Here is a 17,700-nt window from a genome sequence, read left to right as displayed (position 1 = left end):
CCCATGTTCTCACGTCTCGCGGTGCTCGTGAGCGTCGGCGCGGCAGCCGCTGCTTCGATGCTCTCCTCGCTGGTCCCTCCGGAGCGGCCTGCACCCGCTTCCGATGCGCACCATGCTCCACCATTGCGATCGCTGCCGTCGCCACGATCGCGCCAGTCACTCACCGTCAACACCCGCGCCGTCAATCCCGGCACATCGATCGCCACCGATCAGTGTTTCACATTCGCGTTCGATGCCACGACGGCATCGGAATGCGGCGATCTGCGTGTGGCGCATGCACTCCCCTCGACCCGCGTGCGGGGGTCGGCGCGGACGCCCACGCTCGTGTATCACGCGCAACATGCGCATCCCTATCCCGTCGTGCGCGCGAACGTCACCCTCCCCAGTGGAACGGTGTCGACCGCGACGGCCACGTTGCAACTCGTCGTGAACGGCACACCCACCACCGTCGCGGCACAGAACTACACCGGCACCCAGCTCCCCGGTGGGAGCACGCGCCGGATCGCGTTGACATTCGATGGCATCAGCTATCCCACCGGTGTCTATCCCTACACTCTGGCGCTCTCGGCCACGGTGAACGGGACAACGGTGCAGACCCAGTCCGTCGATACGTTGATCATCGTCAACCGCAGCGCCTCCGAGTTCGGCGCCGGATGGTGGCTGGCCGGTTACGAGCGCCTCGTACTCCTTCCCGATGGGCCGATGTTGTGGGTGGGTGGTGACGGCAGCACGCGACTCTATCGCCGGAAAGTGGTGGGCGAGGCGGAGCTGCTGAATCATTGGGTCACCGACACCATCACGCGCCCCGACTCCATCATGAGTCCGTTGGCCAGCAATACGTTCGTGCGGGCAGTCGAAGGGGGCGCACGTGTCGTGTTCGACATCACGGGAGAGCATATCGCCACGATCAACCGGCTCGGCGATACCACCCACTTCGCCCGCACGAGCGGACGCCTCTCGGGTATCACCTTGCCGCGTGGGGCCCTGACATACGCCTTCACCTACGACGGCAATCAGAAGCTCGCACAGATCACGGCACCGACCGTATCCGGCACACGCAATGTCGGCACGTCGGTGAGCAGTGGACGCCTCACGTCCATCACCGATCCCGACGGCTTCGTCACCACCTTCGCGTACGGCGGATCGGTGACGAACCTCATGACCTCGCGCAGCGACAAACATGCGCGGGCGCGGACCTTCACATTCGACGGCGCGGCGCGGCTGGCGGGGACCACGGTCCATGCCGGGGCCGGATCGACCGATCCGATCACGTGGGCCGTGTGTACCGCCGAAACGCGCGGAATGCTGGGCGGCGGTACCTGTGGCGTGTCGCTGCCTCCCGACACGGTGAATGCCCGCACGACGATCGATGGACCGCGTGCCGTGGCGGACACCTGGAACATCGCTGTGAGCCGGTATGGCGCGGTGAATCGCCTCCGCGATCCCCGGGGGAGCACCTCGACCTTGCGGCGTGACGACTCCCGTTTCCCCGGGCTCGTGACCGAGGCCACCGATCCCACGGGATTCGTGCAGCAGTACACCTACAACGATCGTGGCAATCCCACCTCCCGCTGGGATCTCAATGCCTTCGCGCCAGGCGTGTCCGTGGTCTATTCGTACGCCTACGGCAGCACGCAGTGGCCCGACGGCGTGACGGCGATGTTCGTGCCGATGGGCGGGTCGGTGCAATTCACGTACGACACCCGCGGCAACGTACTGACCCGCGAAGACTATCGCGGCGCGGTGTCCCGCACCTCGTTCAACTACGGGGCGGCCGGGACCTCGGCGTCGGGGCTGCTGGTCTCCGTCGTCCATCCGAATACACTGGCGGGACGCACCGATTTCGATTCCCTGCAATACGATGCCCTCGGGAACGTGTCCGACACCCGTACCGCGTCGCGCATCGGTGCGGTCACGACGATCCATTCGGCCACGCACACCCTGAGCGACGCCATCGGACGTGCGGCCCAGGTGTGTGTCGACACCAGCATTGCGGTCACGCCGGCACAGCAGTGCACGTCGACGACGTTCGATCGCATGGATCGTGATTCCATCGTCACCGTCACCGCGCCACTCGGCGCCGGTACACAGACCCTCACGACGCGGAGTCGTTACGACCGAGAGGGACGTCTGGTGTGGCTGCAACGGCAGTCGTCGTCGCCCGACGCGAGCATCGGAGCCATCACCACCCAGTGGCAGTACGACAGCGCGGGACGGCGCATCGTGGAGACCGCACCGGACAACCAGGTCGAGCGCACGTTCTACGACCCAGCGGGAAACGTCGAGCGGGTGATCACGCGCAAGAGCGATACGGTGTCGATGACGTACGGCCTGGCGAACGAGCTGCTGACGCGACGGCTGTCGGCGGTGCGCTACACGGCGGTGACCGACACGGCATTCGATACGTTCGCATTTCCGTGGAAGCCGAACAGCGGCACCGACTATCTGATCCCGGTCGACACCCAGCAATTCACGTACGACAGCGCGGGACGGATTCTCACGGCCAACAATCGCGACGCCCGTGTCACGCGCACCTATCTCCCGAACGGTCTGCTCGCCTCGGAGCGGCAGATCCTGCGTGCCGCCAACGCCGCAACGATCGACACCACCAAACACAACTACCTGTTGTCGTTCCGCTACGACCTGAACGGACGACGCACGTCGGTGAAACTGCCGTCGCAGTTGGCGAGCGCGGGACAGGACAGTCTGTTGCGGGTCTACCATCCCTACCTCGACGATCTGCTGTCGATCTCCGATCCGCTGGGCAATGCCTACACCTACTCGTACACGGTGCGGAGTGAACCGGCAACGCTGGACTTTCCGGGTGGTTATCAGGAGCAGTGGACGTACAGCGCGGCGGGCTACGACAGCCTCGACGTGATCACCAATCCCAGTACGGCAAACGGCCGTATCGGCGTATCCCCCGTGCGTTCGGCACGCTCCGCATTCGACGCACGCGGATTCCGCCGGTGGCGCTACGATGCGGCCGGCTTCCGCGACACCGCACAGTTCACGTATACGGGTCTCGGACACCTGGCGTCGAGCAGCATGAGCCAGCAGGGCGCGATCCAGGGCGGCAGTGCGCGAGTGGGCAGCCGTGAGAAGCTGACCTACGATGCGTTGGGCAACATGTTGACCGACTCGACGACCACGTTCAACAGCTCGCGGACCGGCGGTAGTCTCAACCCCGGCGTGAGCAGCGCCTCACAGTCGTTCGCCTATTCCGCGAGCTATCAGGCGAACGTAGGGCGGATCACCGGGCAGGCTGGGGGCACGGGAGGGGCGCGCACCTACACGTACGATGCGGCGGGCAACACCCAGGCGTATCAGCGCACCGACGGCAGTACGAGTGACAGCCGGTTTCGTGAGCGGCGTCTCTCGTACTATGCGGCCGATGGCACCCTGGCTGCTGCGGACTACCGCTGGCGCTCGATGACGCTGGACGATGATCGTCGACGGGTGTTCGAGACCTATCGTTATGACGCTCTCGGGCGCCGGGTATCGGTGCGCGTGGACCGGGAGTGTTTCCTCGCCAACGACGTGGGCCGCGATCGACTCAATTGCGACATGAGCACCCTGCGGCGCACGGTGTGGGAAGACGAGCGCGAGCTGATCGAATTGCAGGTGCCCGTCAAGGTGCCCACGCGGAGCGCCGAACCGGATAGCGTGCTGGACAACGACCTGTTTCTTCCGAAGTATCCGCGCGTCCTGAACGCGCAGGATCCGAACCCCTTCTTCGGACGACTGGTGTATACGTATGGGCTGACACTCGATCAGCCGGTGGCGCTGACACGCTACAACTACGTGGACTTTTTCCAGGGCGATTCGAGCATCGTATTTCCGCCCACGACGGTCTCCCTGATGTGGACGGCGCTCGGCAAGGTGGGCGTGGCGGCATGTGCCGATGGCAAGGCGGAATGCAGCCGAACGATCTCACTCGCGGGAGGAGGCACCCGCACCGCCAATCTGCAGATTGGTCTGCCGAACATGTGGTTCGCGTACGAGCGGCCGAAGTACCTGCCCAGCGCGTTCAGCGGGACGCTGCTGGACGACAAACAGACGGCCACTGGAACGCACTATCGGCGGAACCGGTACTATGATCCAGGGGCAGGCCGGTTTACGCAGGAAGATCCGATCGGCCTGGCGGGCGGGCTCAACCTGTACGGGTTTGCGGGGAGTAATCCGGCGAATTTTTCGGATCCGTTTGGGTTGTTCACCTGTCCGCCGAGTTGCGGGGGCGTCTTTCAGGAGATCGGTCGACGGCTCGCGCCGGTGGAAGGACCGCTCGAGGTCTTTGGTACTCTCGCAACACTACCGTTGACGGTCGGTGGTGCCGCGGGGGGCATGTCGATCGAAGTCCTTAGGCTGGGGCAGGCACTCCGATCGGGGGCCGCTGTCGGTATCTCCCGATCAGCGCTCATAACGGAAGCGATTTATGAATTTACTGCGACCACCGGAAAGACGTACGTTGGTCAGTCGAGCAATATTTCTCTGCGTCTCACACAGCATGTTCGTAGCGGAAAGCTCGCTCAATCCGATATGGCTGCGGTAAGGCGCGTCGAAGTACTCGGCGGCAAGCTCGCACGCGAAGTCGCAGAACAGCGACGAATCAACGAGCTTGGTGGAATCACAAACCTGGAAAACAAGATCAACCCGCTTGGCCCCAAACGTCGTTATCTACTGGAGAGATAAGGTTGACCTCACATCACTTCACCCTTGAGTCGGGCAGGAACGGCACACGTTTGGTTCTCCTCGGTCGCTGGCATTCAGACATAGGAGACTTCATGCGCAGAGAGGGCATTCGTGAGCTGCACCTCAACCCGGCTCGAGGATGGAGTGATACGGGTATTGATTTTCTTCGCGAAGTGCCTTGGTTGGATGGGCTCAAGATTCTCGATCTCACCATTGAGGATATCAGCGTGATCCATACACTGCCTCGATTGCGGGACCTCAGTATCGAGACATACTGTTTGACGCCACTGGACTTCTCTTGCTGGCCCGAACTGCAGAGCTGTGTGTTGTATTGGAGAGCGGGGAGCGAAAGCCTTTTCGATGCAAGGTCATTGGAAACGCTCTTTATACATCGTTATGACGGAAAGAGCCTGTCTTCCTTGAAAGCACTCTCCGGACTCATTTCCCTTGAGGTTGCCAATAGTGCTGTATCGGATATCCAGGATCTCGGCGCATTCGAGCGCCTCACGACTTTGGGATTGTACAACCTCCGTGCGCTTAGGTCCTTGGACGGTCTTGAGCAATTGCTTCAATTGGAGAGACTTTTCGTTACCGGGTGTGGACGACTCGGAAACGTTGCGCAGCTCTCGAACGCCACCCGTTTGGAGACGCTACATTTGAACGATGCTGGACATATCGCCTCGCTCGATCCACTAGCTTCACTACCCAATCTCCGAGAAGTGCTGTTCTATGGCACGACCTATATCGACGATGGCAACCTTGATATGCTTCTCCGTTTGCCGAGTCTACAAAAAGTTTCATTTCAGAACCGTCGTCACTATTCGCTTACCAGAGAGGCCATCGGTGTCGCCATCGCTCCTTCAGCCAATTCGGTCGACCATCCATGAATATACCTGACATCGTTGTATCCCAGGTCGAGTGGACACGGGTTCTTTGGCAGCGTATTCAAGCCATTCGACCCGGGGATCAGCAGACACTCGACATCGAGTTTTTCTTTCGGGCAGCGTCACAGCCGAGTGGCATCGCATTGCAATATTTTCTCTCAGCGGAGACGGAGTACACGAGTCGCGTTCACGCATGGGAAGACGAATGGAAGGTCAGTGGGGTCATTCCAACGATGACCGTCGATCTCGAAATGCTGGAGCAATGGGTCGACTGGATGGTACATGCGGGCGCACACTTCTCTTGTATTTTCGACGGCTGGGGGGCAGAGCTCGCAGACTAGAAGTTCTTTTACTTTAGACACCGTAGCGCATCACCCTCCATTCTTCCGCGACGCAGGAAGTCAGTGCCGCTGCCACGCTTTTGTGGACTTTCGTAGTGCTGTCGTCGATGTCGACGGCGCTGGGCAAATTCGGCCTCGTGGCGTGCGCGGACAGAGAGGCGCAGTGCACGGCGACGGGCGGCATGGGGCTTCGCCGCCGGCAAGCCATCCCGGGTGTCCTCCTCTCTGAGAATGCAAGTGCTGGTCGCAGTGGAGAGGACGAAAGCAATACCAGGAAGTTGCAAAATCAGCTTGACGAGCATCGGTAAGACCTGGAAGCCTGCCGTCGCGATCCCGATGCCTTCGACAATAGGGGATTCCTCGGGAGCGCACCCATCGAGGAGATCCAGAGCCACATCATCCAGGATTGACTCCGACACCTCGAAACCGAGATTCGCGCCTTCGAGAAGGACATTCGCGACGCGGGGATACCCCGAGACAACACATGCGAATCACCCTAGCTGCGCGTAACCGAGCGCTACGGCGTCTAGTTCGGGGGGAGTGCATTATTCAGATGACCATTACTGGTCCCTCATACGCATCGACCCAAGGCGGCGATGATGCTGTACGCTCAAGACCTTGCGCGCGTCTCGTGGGAGTGCGTGCACTTCGAACTGACGCGGCTCAGGTAGGAGGTTCCACGATGGAAAACGTAGAGCTCTACAAGCGGGTTCGGAACGCACTCGACTCTGGCCAATCACTTGATCAGGTAGTTGCGCTGCTACGTGATGCAGGCTGTTCCAAGGGACAATCTTTTATCGCCCTTACAGATGCAACGTCCATGGACATGGCTGCAGCTACGGCAGCGGTAAACGAAAGCCAGACGTGGCGGGATCAGCGTGCGCAGGATGAGTCGCTCAACGCCGCCTTCTGGAGCACGATGAGCCAGCAGGGCGAACTGCAGTCGGATGGCTCCGTGGACATCACGGAGTGGCTAAACTCGGGTACCGACAGCGAGCGTTGATGTAGGCAGATGCGGGCGATCAAGCCTCTTAGACGTGAAGGACCGCGTCGGCCTCCCGCACCCGATCATGGAGGCCCGCTATTGCTGCGCATGAGCCCTCGGGCTCGAGACTGTCCATCGTCTCGGGCCCGTGCGGCATGGCGTTGAGGGGTCTCTATTGTGACTACGAAGTCGTCCCCCGCGCAGCCTTCTTGGGACGAAGGCTGTCGTGCACCACGCCTCACTCTGGTCGCCGGAGCCGCGCCGAGCAAAGATCAGCAGCACGGGTGGGCGAGGCATCTCCTGGTGAGAGGCCTCGCCCCTATACTTGCGGCTGGCCAGGTCCTCGGTGGTTAGTCACGCAGCGGACGCGCGGCACCCGGATCCGCCTTGGGAAGCGAACACCTATTCCTACCAAGCGGGCAACAGCTTGAATCCACACAAGCCGGTACTATGACGAGATCAACTCGCGCCTTGGAGCAGCAGGTTCACGTGCTGAGGCCCTGGAGGTTCTTGATCAGATCAAGCGCGACATTCGCAACGGACGTTTCTAACGAGACTGACATGACGATCTATCAACTACGCCCAGACGCGGACCGTTTTCAGTGGCTCACGATGGTCGACGAACGCGATTTTGATGTCGAGGCCTTGTTTCAAGGGGAGACGATAAGATCCACTTGGACACCCAAACACGGGAGGCACTGAACGATCAGATGATCTTCAAATTGCCCCAGTCCTTGAAAGGTCGACCCTTCGTCACCCAAACGTTTGCCGATGTGGCGAAACTTGCGGGTTTGGCTGGGCTACTGTTCGATCGGTTGTAGTCAGGAAAGGGGGTGAGTCCTCAAAGCACGATTTCTACAAAGGTGGCAGCGGAGGTATTTACATCCAGGGGGCGTGGCCCCAGCGAAGGAACAGGGCTCATCGGGCACAACCAGTCCGGTGATCGCACTCAGGAACACACCCATGACTACTTTCGCCGACCAGTTTCAGTCCACCAACGGAGCCCCGATCCGGTACGACGGCCGCGAACTCCACGCGAAACTCGCCTTTCAGGTGAAGAACGGGGACACCATCGAACTGCGCTTTCTTCGCTCAGCCGAACGCCCGGTACAAGGTATCGGCATCACATGTGAGAAGTGTGAGATCCGGGTCGCGAGCACGACGGCGAAGCGCATCGGACTCTGGGCGGACACAGCCCCCAGAACCGTGACGCTCGAGGTCGTGAAGGCAAGGACCGACGCGCACGTGATCTTCTTCAATCAGTGGCGAGACGAGAAGTATGGTTCGACGATGTACAGGGTGAACAACGCCGCGATGGAACTCGTGCCGCAGCCGGACGCCTCCATCCTCGTACGATGCAGTGACGGTTGGGGAGAGCCAGACTTCAACGACCTCGTATTTCAGATTGTGCATCGGCAGTAGTCGCCCACGTGGGCAGGGGACCGGGGGTTGGTGCACCTCGGCTCCCCTGACTCACGGGCGCGCAGGGCGTGAATTGCGAGCTCGTGCGGTCATGCGGACCGCGACAGGCGCGGAGCCAGCGGTGCCACGTCAAGTAGTCAACCGCAGCTACCGCGTGCCTTCATCAAAAATGCGAAACATGTTTGCGGTACTGGCATCTTCAGGGGCGGTGTGGGCCGGAGTGGCCTGCGCCCAACGGCGCGGCGGTGAGACGGAGCAGCAAGTCTCACTCAGCGCATGCGATACCGTCTCGCAGGTGCAATCGCCGATCCCCGCGCGCCTGCCAGCCGTCTCGCGCCCTGATGGTAGCATGAGCAGTGTGGTCGGTATGGTGCAAGACCGGCAGGTGCTGCCTTGGCAAGCGTAGTCCTCCGCTTCGAGAGTCTACGTGTCGTCAGCGTACTCCGGCTCGCATCCTAGCAAGTGGTGGTCATGCCCCTATGTATCGTGGCGCACGCGCATGCACTGGAGTTCGATGAGCCGGCGAGCGTGCTGAAGCGGTACGCCACGAGTTCGGGGCGCGGGAGCTATGGTACGAACGCGAGCGGCGCGACGTGCGTGGCGGTGGGGCGGCGTGTCTGGCGTGGCCAGGGCATGTGGCCAGGGCATGTGGCCACGGTGATGGCCGCGCGCAGGGCGCGGACGCGCCGACGGTGCGACGTGGTGGGCAGTATCTGCGGCACCGGTACTATGGATCCAGGAGCGGGTCGGTTCACGCAGGAAGATCCGATCGGCCTGGCAGGCGGGCTCAACCTGTACGGGTTTGCGGGAAGTAATCCGGTCAACCCGTTTGGGTTGTGTCCGTCCTGTATCGGCGCGCCACTGGTGTCGCTACCGGGTGGGCCATCACGCAGCTCACCAGACGCGACTACACCTGGAAGGACGCGGCGGTAGATGCAGCTCTCGGGGCTGTCGGAGCTGATCTTGCCAGCAAGGCTCGGACACTCGGTCGGCTAACTCTCGGCGCCGAGGAAGCAGCAGAACGATCCCGCGGAAAAGTTGTAATCTTATCTACAAGACTGAAAAGGCCATTATCGAACAGCGCGGCTATCCTGTAACTTCAGCTCCACAGCCATGAGCGAATCAACCTTGACTGCCATCGAGTCGGCGATGCAGCCGCTCGCGGCTGAGTTTGGACTCAAGGTGACCCAGCGAAGCGCGAGCCGAGGATACGCTGAGGTATCCTATGCGAACGACACCACTGGATTGAATGTCGCTGTGGACTGGTTCGAGTTCCGTCCCTTCGTACATGTCCATCAGCGTCGCAGTGGCGATACTGCAACTGCCCTCGCACGGTACGAAGGTTCGATGCTGTCGTTCGATGCTGATGATCTTCTGCAGCTGAGGGAGGCGAGCCCCTCGCCGGTCGGCAAGATGATCAGTACACGGGACGACGTGGCTGCGGGTCGATTGTTGGCTCAGTACGCTGATGCTCTCTGTCGCTACGCGGCAGATGTGATGCGAGGCGATTTCACCGTGTTTCCGGAACTGGAACGTAGGGTCGAGGCGCGAGCGGCAACAATGAAACCTCACGCGGAAGGGCCGCATGATGACAGACTTTAGGGCCAAGTTGGACGAGATCATGGCCGCATTTCTCGGCGGCGCGATGTCCTTCGAGGAGTTTCAGCACACGTATTCCGCGTGCTACATCGACGAGGAAGCCGACGCGGCCTTCTCGCCTGAAGAGGTGGACCACTACGGGGCAGTCCATGACAAAGCCGAGTGGACCACACAGGCACCGACCGCCGAGGAGCGGGGGTATGGATGGGTGACGCCGACGGAATTCCGTGAGTGGCTCACCGTACACGAACGCCAGACGCCCCCCGGGCGGTCGACATAGAGGGACAGTGGCGCGCTCGAGTCTCAACTTGGAGGTCGTGGGTGGCTTCACCCGGATCGCCAGAGCCGCGCCGGCAGGTGTACATGATCTTGAGCACCTCGCGCGAGAGCGGCGCCAGCGCCTTGATTGTCACCCCTTCGTTGCGCTGGACTATCGCCTCGAACTTCTGGTGGAACAGCCCGCCCTTGCGGACGCAGCCGTGATCTCGGGTGGTGAACTGGTACCGGCTATGCGCCCGTGATTCGGCACTCCTCCGCCCGTTTGTGTTGTGCCTCTTCGCGAAGGACGATATTTAGTGTGCGATCACGTGAAGGGGTGCTGGAGCAGTGGTGGTGTCGGCGGTGTGGTGATTGCCCGCCTCAGTAGGAAGATGTGGTCCCACTGATCGGCATGGTGGCTGGTGCGGCTGAACTCGGATTGAACGCAGAGACATCCGCGACTGCCGGGCCGGCCAATCCGAAGGAATCGGAGACGGTAGCCTGTGAAACGCATGGATGATCTGCAGTTCGGATGGGTGGACACGAGCATCCACTCGCTCTTGGAGACGCAGCGAGCAATCGTTGTATCTTTTGCGTACGCACTCATCACAAGCATCGACAGCGCGGCCGATCTGCGGCGATTGCCGACGGGGCAGATGATCGTGCAGCGCTACCCTCAGTGCGGCTTCCTTGGTACGGGCTTGGTGGTTCCCATAGACTTACTTGCTCGCATCGGGAAAGAGTTCAACCTCTTCAACGGCTTCGATGAGGTGTGGTTATTCAGAGAAGAGCCACGGCTCCTGAAGCCGGATGACGTGATCTTGGTGGCTCCCCTGGATCTGAGGGAAGATGCGATATCGCATGAGCTGTGCGACTGGGTGTACGAGTCCGGCTGCGAAGTCGGCCTCGGCGACGGCATCGGGCTCAACTACGTGACGCGCGAAGACAGTGTCGCGGCAATCCTGGAGTGCGGTAAGATGGAGCTGCCGTAGCGGCGGGATCGATGCACTCATCAGAGACAATCGTTCAAGTGAAACCTCGCTCCGGAGACGATATGAACGGATCATTCCTCGCTCGAGTCGAGAGTGTGATGAACAACTCTTCGGCGGCGACGGTGCGCTCGCCAGCTGCGCACCTCGGCCAGTGGGATCTGGTAATACGCGAGTGTGAAGACGGCTACTCGTCCAGCATCTACGAGTACGACAACGACATCGGAGTCCGTGATCAGATCCAGCGCCTTCTCGATGCCCCGGAGTTCCAGCAGTATGCGGAGCTTGGTGAGTTCCGGCGGGAGGTCGACAACATCGACGCTCGGTTTCGGGCAATCCTGCGCCCGGTGGTTGAGGTCAAGGCCGACTCGCCCTACTGGTGGCGCCGTGGCGTGCTTGCCTCGGCGGGGCGAGAGTATGCCGACGACGTGGAAGCCCTGTACGGCGTCCACATCGACGTACCGCAGTCGTGACGGGCGGCGCGCTCGAGTCTCAACTTGGAGGCCGTGAGTAGCCGCACCACGGCCCATCCGGATCGGATGATCTTCAAACTGCCCCAGCCCCTGAAAGATCGACCCCTCATCACCCAGACGTTTGCCGAAGTGGCGGGTCTTGCAGGCTTGGCTGGATTGCCAAGGGGGGCGTGGTCCCGACGGAGAAACAGGGCTGAACATCCAGGACTATCTGCGATGAGCACACACACAGACATGCAAGTGGAGTTCTCGTTACACGCATTCTCGTGCAACCCCAAAGAGATCACCCAAGCGCTGGGAGTAACACCGACCAGCATATGGAGTGAGGGCGATCCGATACCACCGAGCAAAATACGGCGGAAGTCGAATGGTTGGTCCCTGCGCTCCTCCGCAGCCCCCGATTTTCCTGACCTGGAAGCCCATGTTCGCTGGCTACTGTCGCATTTCCCTCTGGGTCTGGAGCCGTTGCAGCAGGTCTGCGAGAGGTGGTACGCGGAACTCTCCGTGGTCGTCAACCTTCGAGATGGTGCTCCCGCTCTTCACCTCCCCGCAGATCTTCTACGCGAACTTGCCGGGATCGGAGCGTCAGTGGACATCGATCTCTATGTCCGCCGGTCTGAGCCATCGGCGTAGCGTTCGTGCATCAGACACCCGTGGCCAACGGCCTGGTCACTGTTGGACGCATACGCTGGCGGGCTCGCCGTGACCACCGACACATTCAATCGCGCATGAACATTGATGCCATTTGTCCTCGGCCTTGCGGTCGACGACTATACAGGGCTCTACTGGAGAGATGAGGTTGACCTCACACCACTTCCGGCGCGTTTCTACAATCGATCGACTGAGTACGGAGCATATCGGTGTACAATGCCACATCCACCAGGAGTTCTCTGGTTGATGAGAACCCGTCTCCGTGCTGCTTGGCTCATCGCGATCGTGGCAGCCCTTGCGTGTTGGGATGGAGAACACCACGACAACACACGGGAGAGGTCGGATGATATCGTAGCCTGCGACTCCCTGCAGTGGGCGGCTGCGCGCGTTTTCGCTCGCTCAGACGTCCGCCTCCAGCTGGGCCGGGCCACCTTCCCGGACTCTTCCACTGTCTGGGTGCCTCTAGGCAACGAGGGTGACGAGCGGGTGGTCGTCGGCGCATCCTGGAATGCACCCAATGCGGGGGCATTGCTGGTGTTCACATGTAATGGCAGCCTTGCCGGTGCTACTCCAACGGGTCGGATCGATTCACTCTGGCTGCCGGAACTTGGCCACGGCGTACCGCAGCTTGTGGCGGTGCTCTCCACGGGTACGCAGGCCACGTCATACCGTGCGACAAACATCAGTCTGTTTTCAGTTGCCGACGAAATCCCCCACCTCATATGGAGCACGGAGACCCGCCGGGAATCGTTCACGAGTCCTTCCGTGAATGACAGTGCCATGGTGACTTTCGACACGAGTGGAGTGATCACGCGCCGTTTGGTACATCTGACGCAAGCGAATCGACGGTCTGCGGTCGATCGGAATCCACCGCTAGAGCGCTACCTGTGGAGCGCCGATCAAAGAGTCTTCATGCGGAAAGATTCCGACAGTATCCAGTGACGTGCGCTTTCGGGGGCGCTCGATTCAAGAACTTGAGAACATCTGGACTTTCGCCGAGGAAGCAGCCACGTAGTATATGATGCGAACCATACATCTGCACTCTTCGGGTAAGTTCACCGGTGAGGTCTTCCATCGGAGTGAGAATGGCCAGCATCGACATGGACAAAGTGATCCCGCTTGGCGATTTCGCCGACGCCGACCCGGAGGAACGCGAGGAACTGCGACAGCTCGCCGAGAAGGCTCGGAAGTATCTCTCGAGCTACCGCTGGTGTGGTGCCATCGAACATGTCTTCGAGGGGATCACGGTCGCTGGGGTCGTGGGGGTCTTTTTGTTCGAGATCAAGCCCACGCTCCCCGATGTGGACGAGTGGCTGTGGGTGATCGTCGGGGATGTGCCACCGGCATACCTGGTGACGGATGATGCGCCAACGCCGGCTATCGCCCTGTCCTCGTACATCGCAGAGATGCGTGCCTGGGTGACGGCAGCGGAGATAGGGGAATCCGTGAGTGACCTGATCCCTGTGAATGTCGCGCCGACCAGGGAGAACGCGGTCCTGTTGCGTAGTCGCCTGGACTTCCTCGAGCACAGGGTGGTTCCGGCCCCCCAACCTACGGACGGCAGAGGACGTAGCCGATGGCCCTAAGCAGATGGTCCTAAGGAGCCGAGTAACGGCGACGGTGGATGGGTCGAGACAGGCGTGTTCTACTTCGTGGTTTGGGTACCGCAACTACTTGTCGGAGGGATCGTCCAAGACAGAATACCGTCTTGGTTTTACACCACGTCGCGGGCCGGGAGAATCGAGTGGCCCACAGCCTCTGACATCCAAGCAGGCGTCTCTCAATCAGAGTTTCCGCCGCAAGACATACCGATCGTGCATGCCCTCCCCTTCGTAGTAGGCCAGCTCGCCAGGGAGACACGAAAGGATCGCTCCGGATCCACGCCCCACTACGGCGCTCAAGGCTTCCTGCAACGGGAAGATGCGATCGTCGATCGCCTGATTCTCCGCCAGCACATAGCAGGTCTCGGGTGCCCCGTATTGTCTCAGCAGCCGCGCGACGGCAGAAGCATCAAGAGCATCTCGTGGTACGGGATGAGTGTATCGCGGGTCCAGTGCGCGAAGATGCGCGAGAGATCGACACAGCTTCTCGCGTCCCCGTTGTGATTGCGAGAGCCCGAGATACCGGTCTTGTCGTTCTGGTGAAAAGAACGCACGGATCACGGCTTCCGTGTGTGTCCTGGTAATCGTGATATCCATCGGCGTAGTGCTCGGAAAACAAGTCGATGCGGAACGGAAATGCGCTCTGTGAGCTGGAGAGAGACGCATTCACATCTTGAGCCTGCGACGGCAGCAGCTCCGCACCTCGTGAATACAGAGTATATATCGCCCCGAAGAATGGAAAAGAGTATTACAGTTCAAGAGATCCGGGGCGCAAACCATAGTCCATCGGGAGGAGGCCCACCGAGGTTCGATGTATCAAGATCGAGTAGAGCTATCACGTGGACTGAGAGCGGCGCTCGCCGCCTCCGACCCTCTCTCGCACCTAAACACCTTGCTGCGGCAAGTACTGACGTCCGCCTCAGTTGCCTGGGATTCGGAGGATCAACGGGTCATCCGATTGATCGTAGAACGACTGGATGCCATCAATAGTACGTCTGGCAGTACATCCGACCGATTGGTCACCGTGGCCGGCGATTGGTGCAGCCTACTTGATCTCGCGTCCTCCAACGATCAAGTCGAATTGCTGATGGAACTCCTCGCGGATCGACACCGGGCAAGCGATATGATCCGGAAGCTTCTTACCGGGATCATTTCCCAGGGCGCGTTCCTCTCGTTCGTAAGCTCTCAGCGATGGCCACGAACGATCCGTCAGACGACAAGCGCGCTCACGTCGACGCAACTGGAGAGATTGGCGCGAGCGCTCGAGCAGAACGATGTGATAGACCTCCAATCGATCTTCGATGTTCAGCCCGAATAATAGATAAGAGCGTGGCTGCCCAAGTGATAAGGTTGGCCGACGAAACAACTGAATGACGAATGGGCGTAATTGTACCGCGAATTGCATTCGAAAATGTGCGAAATCGAATTCGCCAAAAATGAAATCCATTCTCACGCTGCAGTGATGTTCTCTCAATCGGACGATCCCCATTTCCCCCTTTTGGACGATGCGGCGCGCACCGGTATTTGCTCATCATTATGGGAGTCGTACCGACTGAAACCCTTTCCGGGTGAAGGGTGAATTCACACCGCGTTGGAACTCACATCGTATCCGTGATCATATGTCGACTATTCGTCCCATTCGCTCAGTCCGGCAAGCGCTTGGCGTTCTTCTGGCGTCCGCGCTCGCTGTTCCGGCCACACAGACGGCCCACGCGCAGCAGGTGGGCGTCTCCGCTCTCCCCAGCGCCGAGCGCATCCAGTGGAGTGACGACTTCGCGCTGACCGACAACTATCTCTACGGCGGACGACTCGCCCTGCGCTTCGGCAAGTGGGTGGAGTTGCAGCCGTTCTACTTCCAGCGTGCCGGGTGGGGCGTCGACAGCGCGCGGGCCCCATCGGTATTCGGTCCGTTGTCCACTGGCCGTCAGGTGGATCTCAAGCACTACGGCACGAGTCTGCAACTCAATTTTGCGGAATCCGGGTTCATTCCATTCGCCCGCGTGGGAGCGGGTGTGCTGCGTTTCGAACCGGACTCGGCTGAACGTCAGGACCGTATCACCGTGAGTGCGGGTGGTGGTGTGCGTTTCGGCGTGGCGGGCCTGAATGCCGAGTTGTTCGCGGAACGCATGGGATTTCGCATGAATCCGCATTCGCTCTTCGGCAAGGACACGGCAACGGGCGCGAACCTCGCGACACTGCACAATCTGGTGTATGGCGCCGCGGTCACGATCCCGCTCAGCACCATGCGCGAAGATGAAGGCAACGCCGGCGGCATCAGCGGATCCACGGCTCCCCTCGAACCGTTCGTCGGCCGTCTGAAATACGCCAGCGAGCACAATCTGCCCAATCTCGAAGTGGCCGGCGTCCGGACCGGTATCGATTTTTCCCCGGTGTTCGGCATTCGCGGATTCTACTGGCGCGGCGTGAACGATGACCGGGATGGTCCGGCACCGGTCGCCGGCTATGGTGGGGAAGCCCAGTTCAATCTCTCCACTGGCGCGGGCCTGCTGCCCTACCTGATCGTGGGCGCGGGTCAGATCGACTACAAGAAGGATTTCACCGACTCACTCGGTGTCCCGCGGGTCGACAAAACGGCTTTCATCCTCGGCGGCGGTGCTAGCTTCCGGCTCACGGATCGCCTTCGCGTCAATGGCGCCATCCGCGACTATGTCATGACGGTCGACGACAATCTCGACAATGTCGCCAGCACCGGTGATCTCACGCACAACACCATGATCACCGCGGGCCTGACGATCAGTTTCGGTGGCAAGTCGACCCCTTCGATACAGCAGCGCGAGCGCGAACTCGCAGCCGAACGTCAGGCGCTGCGTGAGGAACGTGAGCGGAACGATCGCCGGCGCGAGGCGCGTGATCGAGACGGGATGCGGGAGCCGGCGGGACGCGGGCAGTGGGACCGCGACCCACGTGCCGAACGGGCGCGAGAAGACAGCATGCGTATCCAGCGCGATTCGATCATCATGTCCGGTCGGGCGCCGATGGTGCAGCCGATGGTTCGGGGAGGAGCACCGGACGGTCGGTGGATCACCATCCCGGTGCCGGCACAGGGAGAGATCATTCTCCGCTATGGTGTGCCGCCCCGCGCCGGTGCTGGCGACACGGCGACGACACGGCGTATGGACAGCACCACGACGCGCCGTGACACCGTGGTGATGCCATCAGCCGCTCCGGCCTCGCCTCCCACGGGCGATCTGAGCGCCGAATTGCGCGAGCTCGAGCGTCGTCTCTCCGCGCGTATCGATGCCCTGCAACGTCCGGCGACCGTGGCGCCGAGTGGCGCACCCAACATCACCGTGATCGCGCCGACGGAGCCGGGTGCGCGTGACACCGTCGTGACCGATCGTTATGCCACTCCGGTGTTCCAGCGACTGCAGAGCACGCGTGCCAGCGATCTCCGTCCGTATATCGGACTCGGTTTCGACGATGGTGATGTGCAGTTCATTCTCGGTTCGCGCGCCGACCTCGGTCCGGTGCGTCCGAACAGCGGCTGGCACTTCACGCCGGAGCTGGCGGTCGGTTTCGGTCAGGGAGATCTGTCGGTACTGGCTTTCGCGAATGCGCAGTATGCGTTCGGTTCCATCGGCGGCAGCACCGCGCTGCGTCCCTACGCCACGATCGGTGCGGGGGTGTTTTCGCCAACGGTCCTCGGTGTCAATACCGCTGTGGGATCGTCGTTTGCACTGCGTTCGTCGAGCGCCAGGCCCCTGTTTCTCAATGTCGAGCTGCAGGGCATCAATCTGTTCAATCAGACGCGCATTCTGGTGGGACTGAGCCGAAGCCGATAGAC

General features: G+C 61.0%; 14 protein-coding genes. 12 read left to right on the top strand and 2 right to left on the bottom strand.

Annotation, left to right across the window (positions count from 1 at the left end):
• Positions 1-3: 3 nt before the first annotated feature.
• The 11 genes from WG208_RS01360 (at position 4) to WG208_RS01315 (ending at position 13,880) form a co-directional block, all read left to right on the top strand.
• Positions 4-4,692 carry an RHS repeat-associated core domain-containing protein gene (locus WG208_RS01360; protein WP_337169518.1) on the top strand — a complete coding sequence of 1,563 codons (4,689 nt, stop codon included), beginning with the start codon at positions 4-6 and terminating at the stop codon, positions 4,690-4,692.
• A gap of 92 nt (positions 4,693-4,784) precedes the next feature.
• Positions 4,785-5,579, top strand: coding sequence for a hypothetical protein (locus tag WG208_RS01355; RefSeq protein ID WP_337169517.1), 795 nt, complete (start codon positions 4,785-4,787; stop codon positions 5,577-5,579).
• Positions 5,576-5,917 carry a ribonuclease E inhibitor RraB gene (locus tag WG208_RS01350; protein WP_337169516.1) on the top strand — a complete coding sequence of 114 codons (342 nt, stop codon included), beginning with the start codon at positions 5,576-5,578 and terminating at the stop codon, positions 5,915-5,917. Before WG208_RS01355 ends, WG208_RS01350 begins: the two co-directional genes overlap by 4 nt.
• 682 nt (positions 5,918-6,599) lie before the next feature.
• Complete coding sequence (locus WG208_RS01345; RefSeq protein WP_337169515.1) at positions 6,600-6,920, top strand: hypothetical protein; 321 nt, start codon at positions 6,600-6,602, stop codon at positions 6,918-6,920.
• A 945-nt stretch (positions 6,921-7,865) separates the two neighbouring features.
• Positions 7,866-8,324 (top strand): hypothetical protein, encoded by a 459-nt coding sequence (locus WG208_RS01340; protein ID WP_337169514.1) that lies wholly within the window; start codon positions 7,866-7,868, stop codon positions 8,322-8,324.
• A 471-nt stretch (positions 8,325-8,795) separates the two neighbouring features.
• Positions 8,796-9,257, top strand: a complete 462-nt coding sequence (locus tag WG208_RS18745) for an RHS repeat-associated core domain-containing protein (RefSeq protein ID WP_345786946.1) — start codon at positions 8,796-8,798, stop codon at positions 9,255-9,257.
• Between the two features lie 180 nt (positions 9,258-9,437).
• Entirely contained in the window at positions 9,438-9,926 is a 489-nt protein-coding gene (locus WG208_RS01335; RefSeq protein ID WP_337169513.1) for a hypothetical protein, read from the top strand.
• A 19-nt stretch (positions 9,927-9,945) separates the two neighbouring features.
• Positions 9,946-10,203 (top strand): hypothetical protein, encoded by a 258-nt coding sequence (locus WG208_RS01330; protein ID WP_337169512.1) that lies wholly within the window; start codon positions 9,946-9,948, stop codon positions 10,201-10,203.
• A 490-nt stretch (positions 10,204-10,693) separates the two neighbouring features.
• Positions 10,694-11,173, top strand: coding sequence for a hypothetical protein (locus tag WG208_RS01325; protein WP_337169511.1), 480 nt, complete (start codon positions 10,694-10,696; stop codon positions 11,171-11,173).
• Positions 11,174-11,271: 98 nt separating this feature from the next.
• Positions 11,272-11,643, top strand: a complete 372-nt coding sequence (locus WG208_RS01320) for a hypothetical protein (RefSeq protein WP_337169510.1) — start codon at positions 11,272-11,274, stop codon at positions 11,641-11,643.
• 1,736 nt (positions 11,644-13,379) lie between these two features.
• Positions 13,380-13,880: a hypothetical protein gene (locus WG208_RS01315; RefSeq protein WP_337169509.1), complete on the top strand. Its 501-nt coding sequence runs from the start codon at positions 13,380-13,382 to the stop codon at positions 13,878-13,880.
• Positions 13,881-14,078: 198 nt separating this feature from the next.
• On the opposite strand, the gene WG208_RS01310 is transcribed toward WG208_RS01315, so the two are convergent.
• Positions 14,079-14,249: a hypothetical protein gene (locus WG208_RS01310; RefSeq protein ID WP_337169508.1), complete on the bottom strand. Its 171-nt coding sequence runs from the start codon at positions 14,247-14,249 to the stop codon at positions 14,079-14,081.
• A gap of 691 nt (positions 14,250-14,940) precedes the next feature.
• A complete protein-coding gene (locus WG208_RS01305) occupies positions 14,941-15,342 on the bottom strand; it encodes a hypothetical protein (RefSeq protein ID WP_337169507.1) in 402 nt (133 codons plus the stop codon).
• Positions 15,343-15,514: 172 nt separating this feature from the next.
• Here WG208_RS01305 and WG208_RS01300 point away from each other — a divergent pair, with 172 nt between their 5' ends.
• Positions 15,515-17,698, top strand: a complete 2,184-nt coding sequence (locus WG208_RS01300) for a hypothetical protein (RefSeq protein WP_337169506.1) — start codon at positions 15,515-15,517, stop codon at positions 17,696-17,698.
• Positions 17,699-17,700: the final 2 nt, after the last annotated feature.

The organism is Gemmatimonas aurantiaca (genome assembly GCF_037190085.1).
GTDB classification, from domain to species: domain Bacteria; phylum Gemmatimonadota; class Gemmatimonadetes; order Gemmatimonadales; family Gemmatimonadaceae; genus Gemmatimonas; species Gemmatimonas aurantiaca_A.
This window is presented reverse-complemented; position numbering and strand designations above follow the sequence as displayed.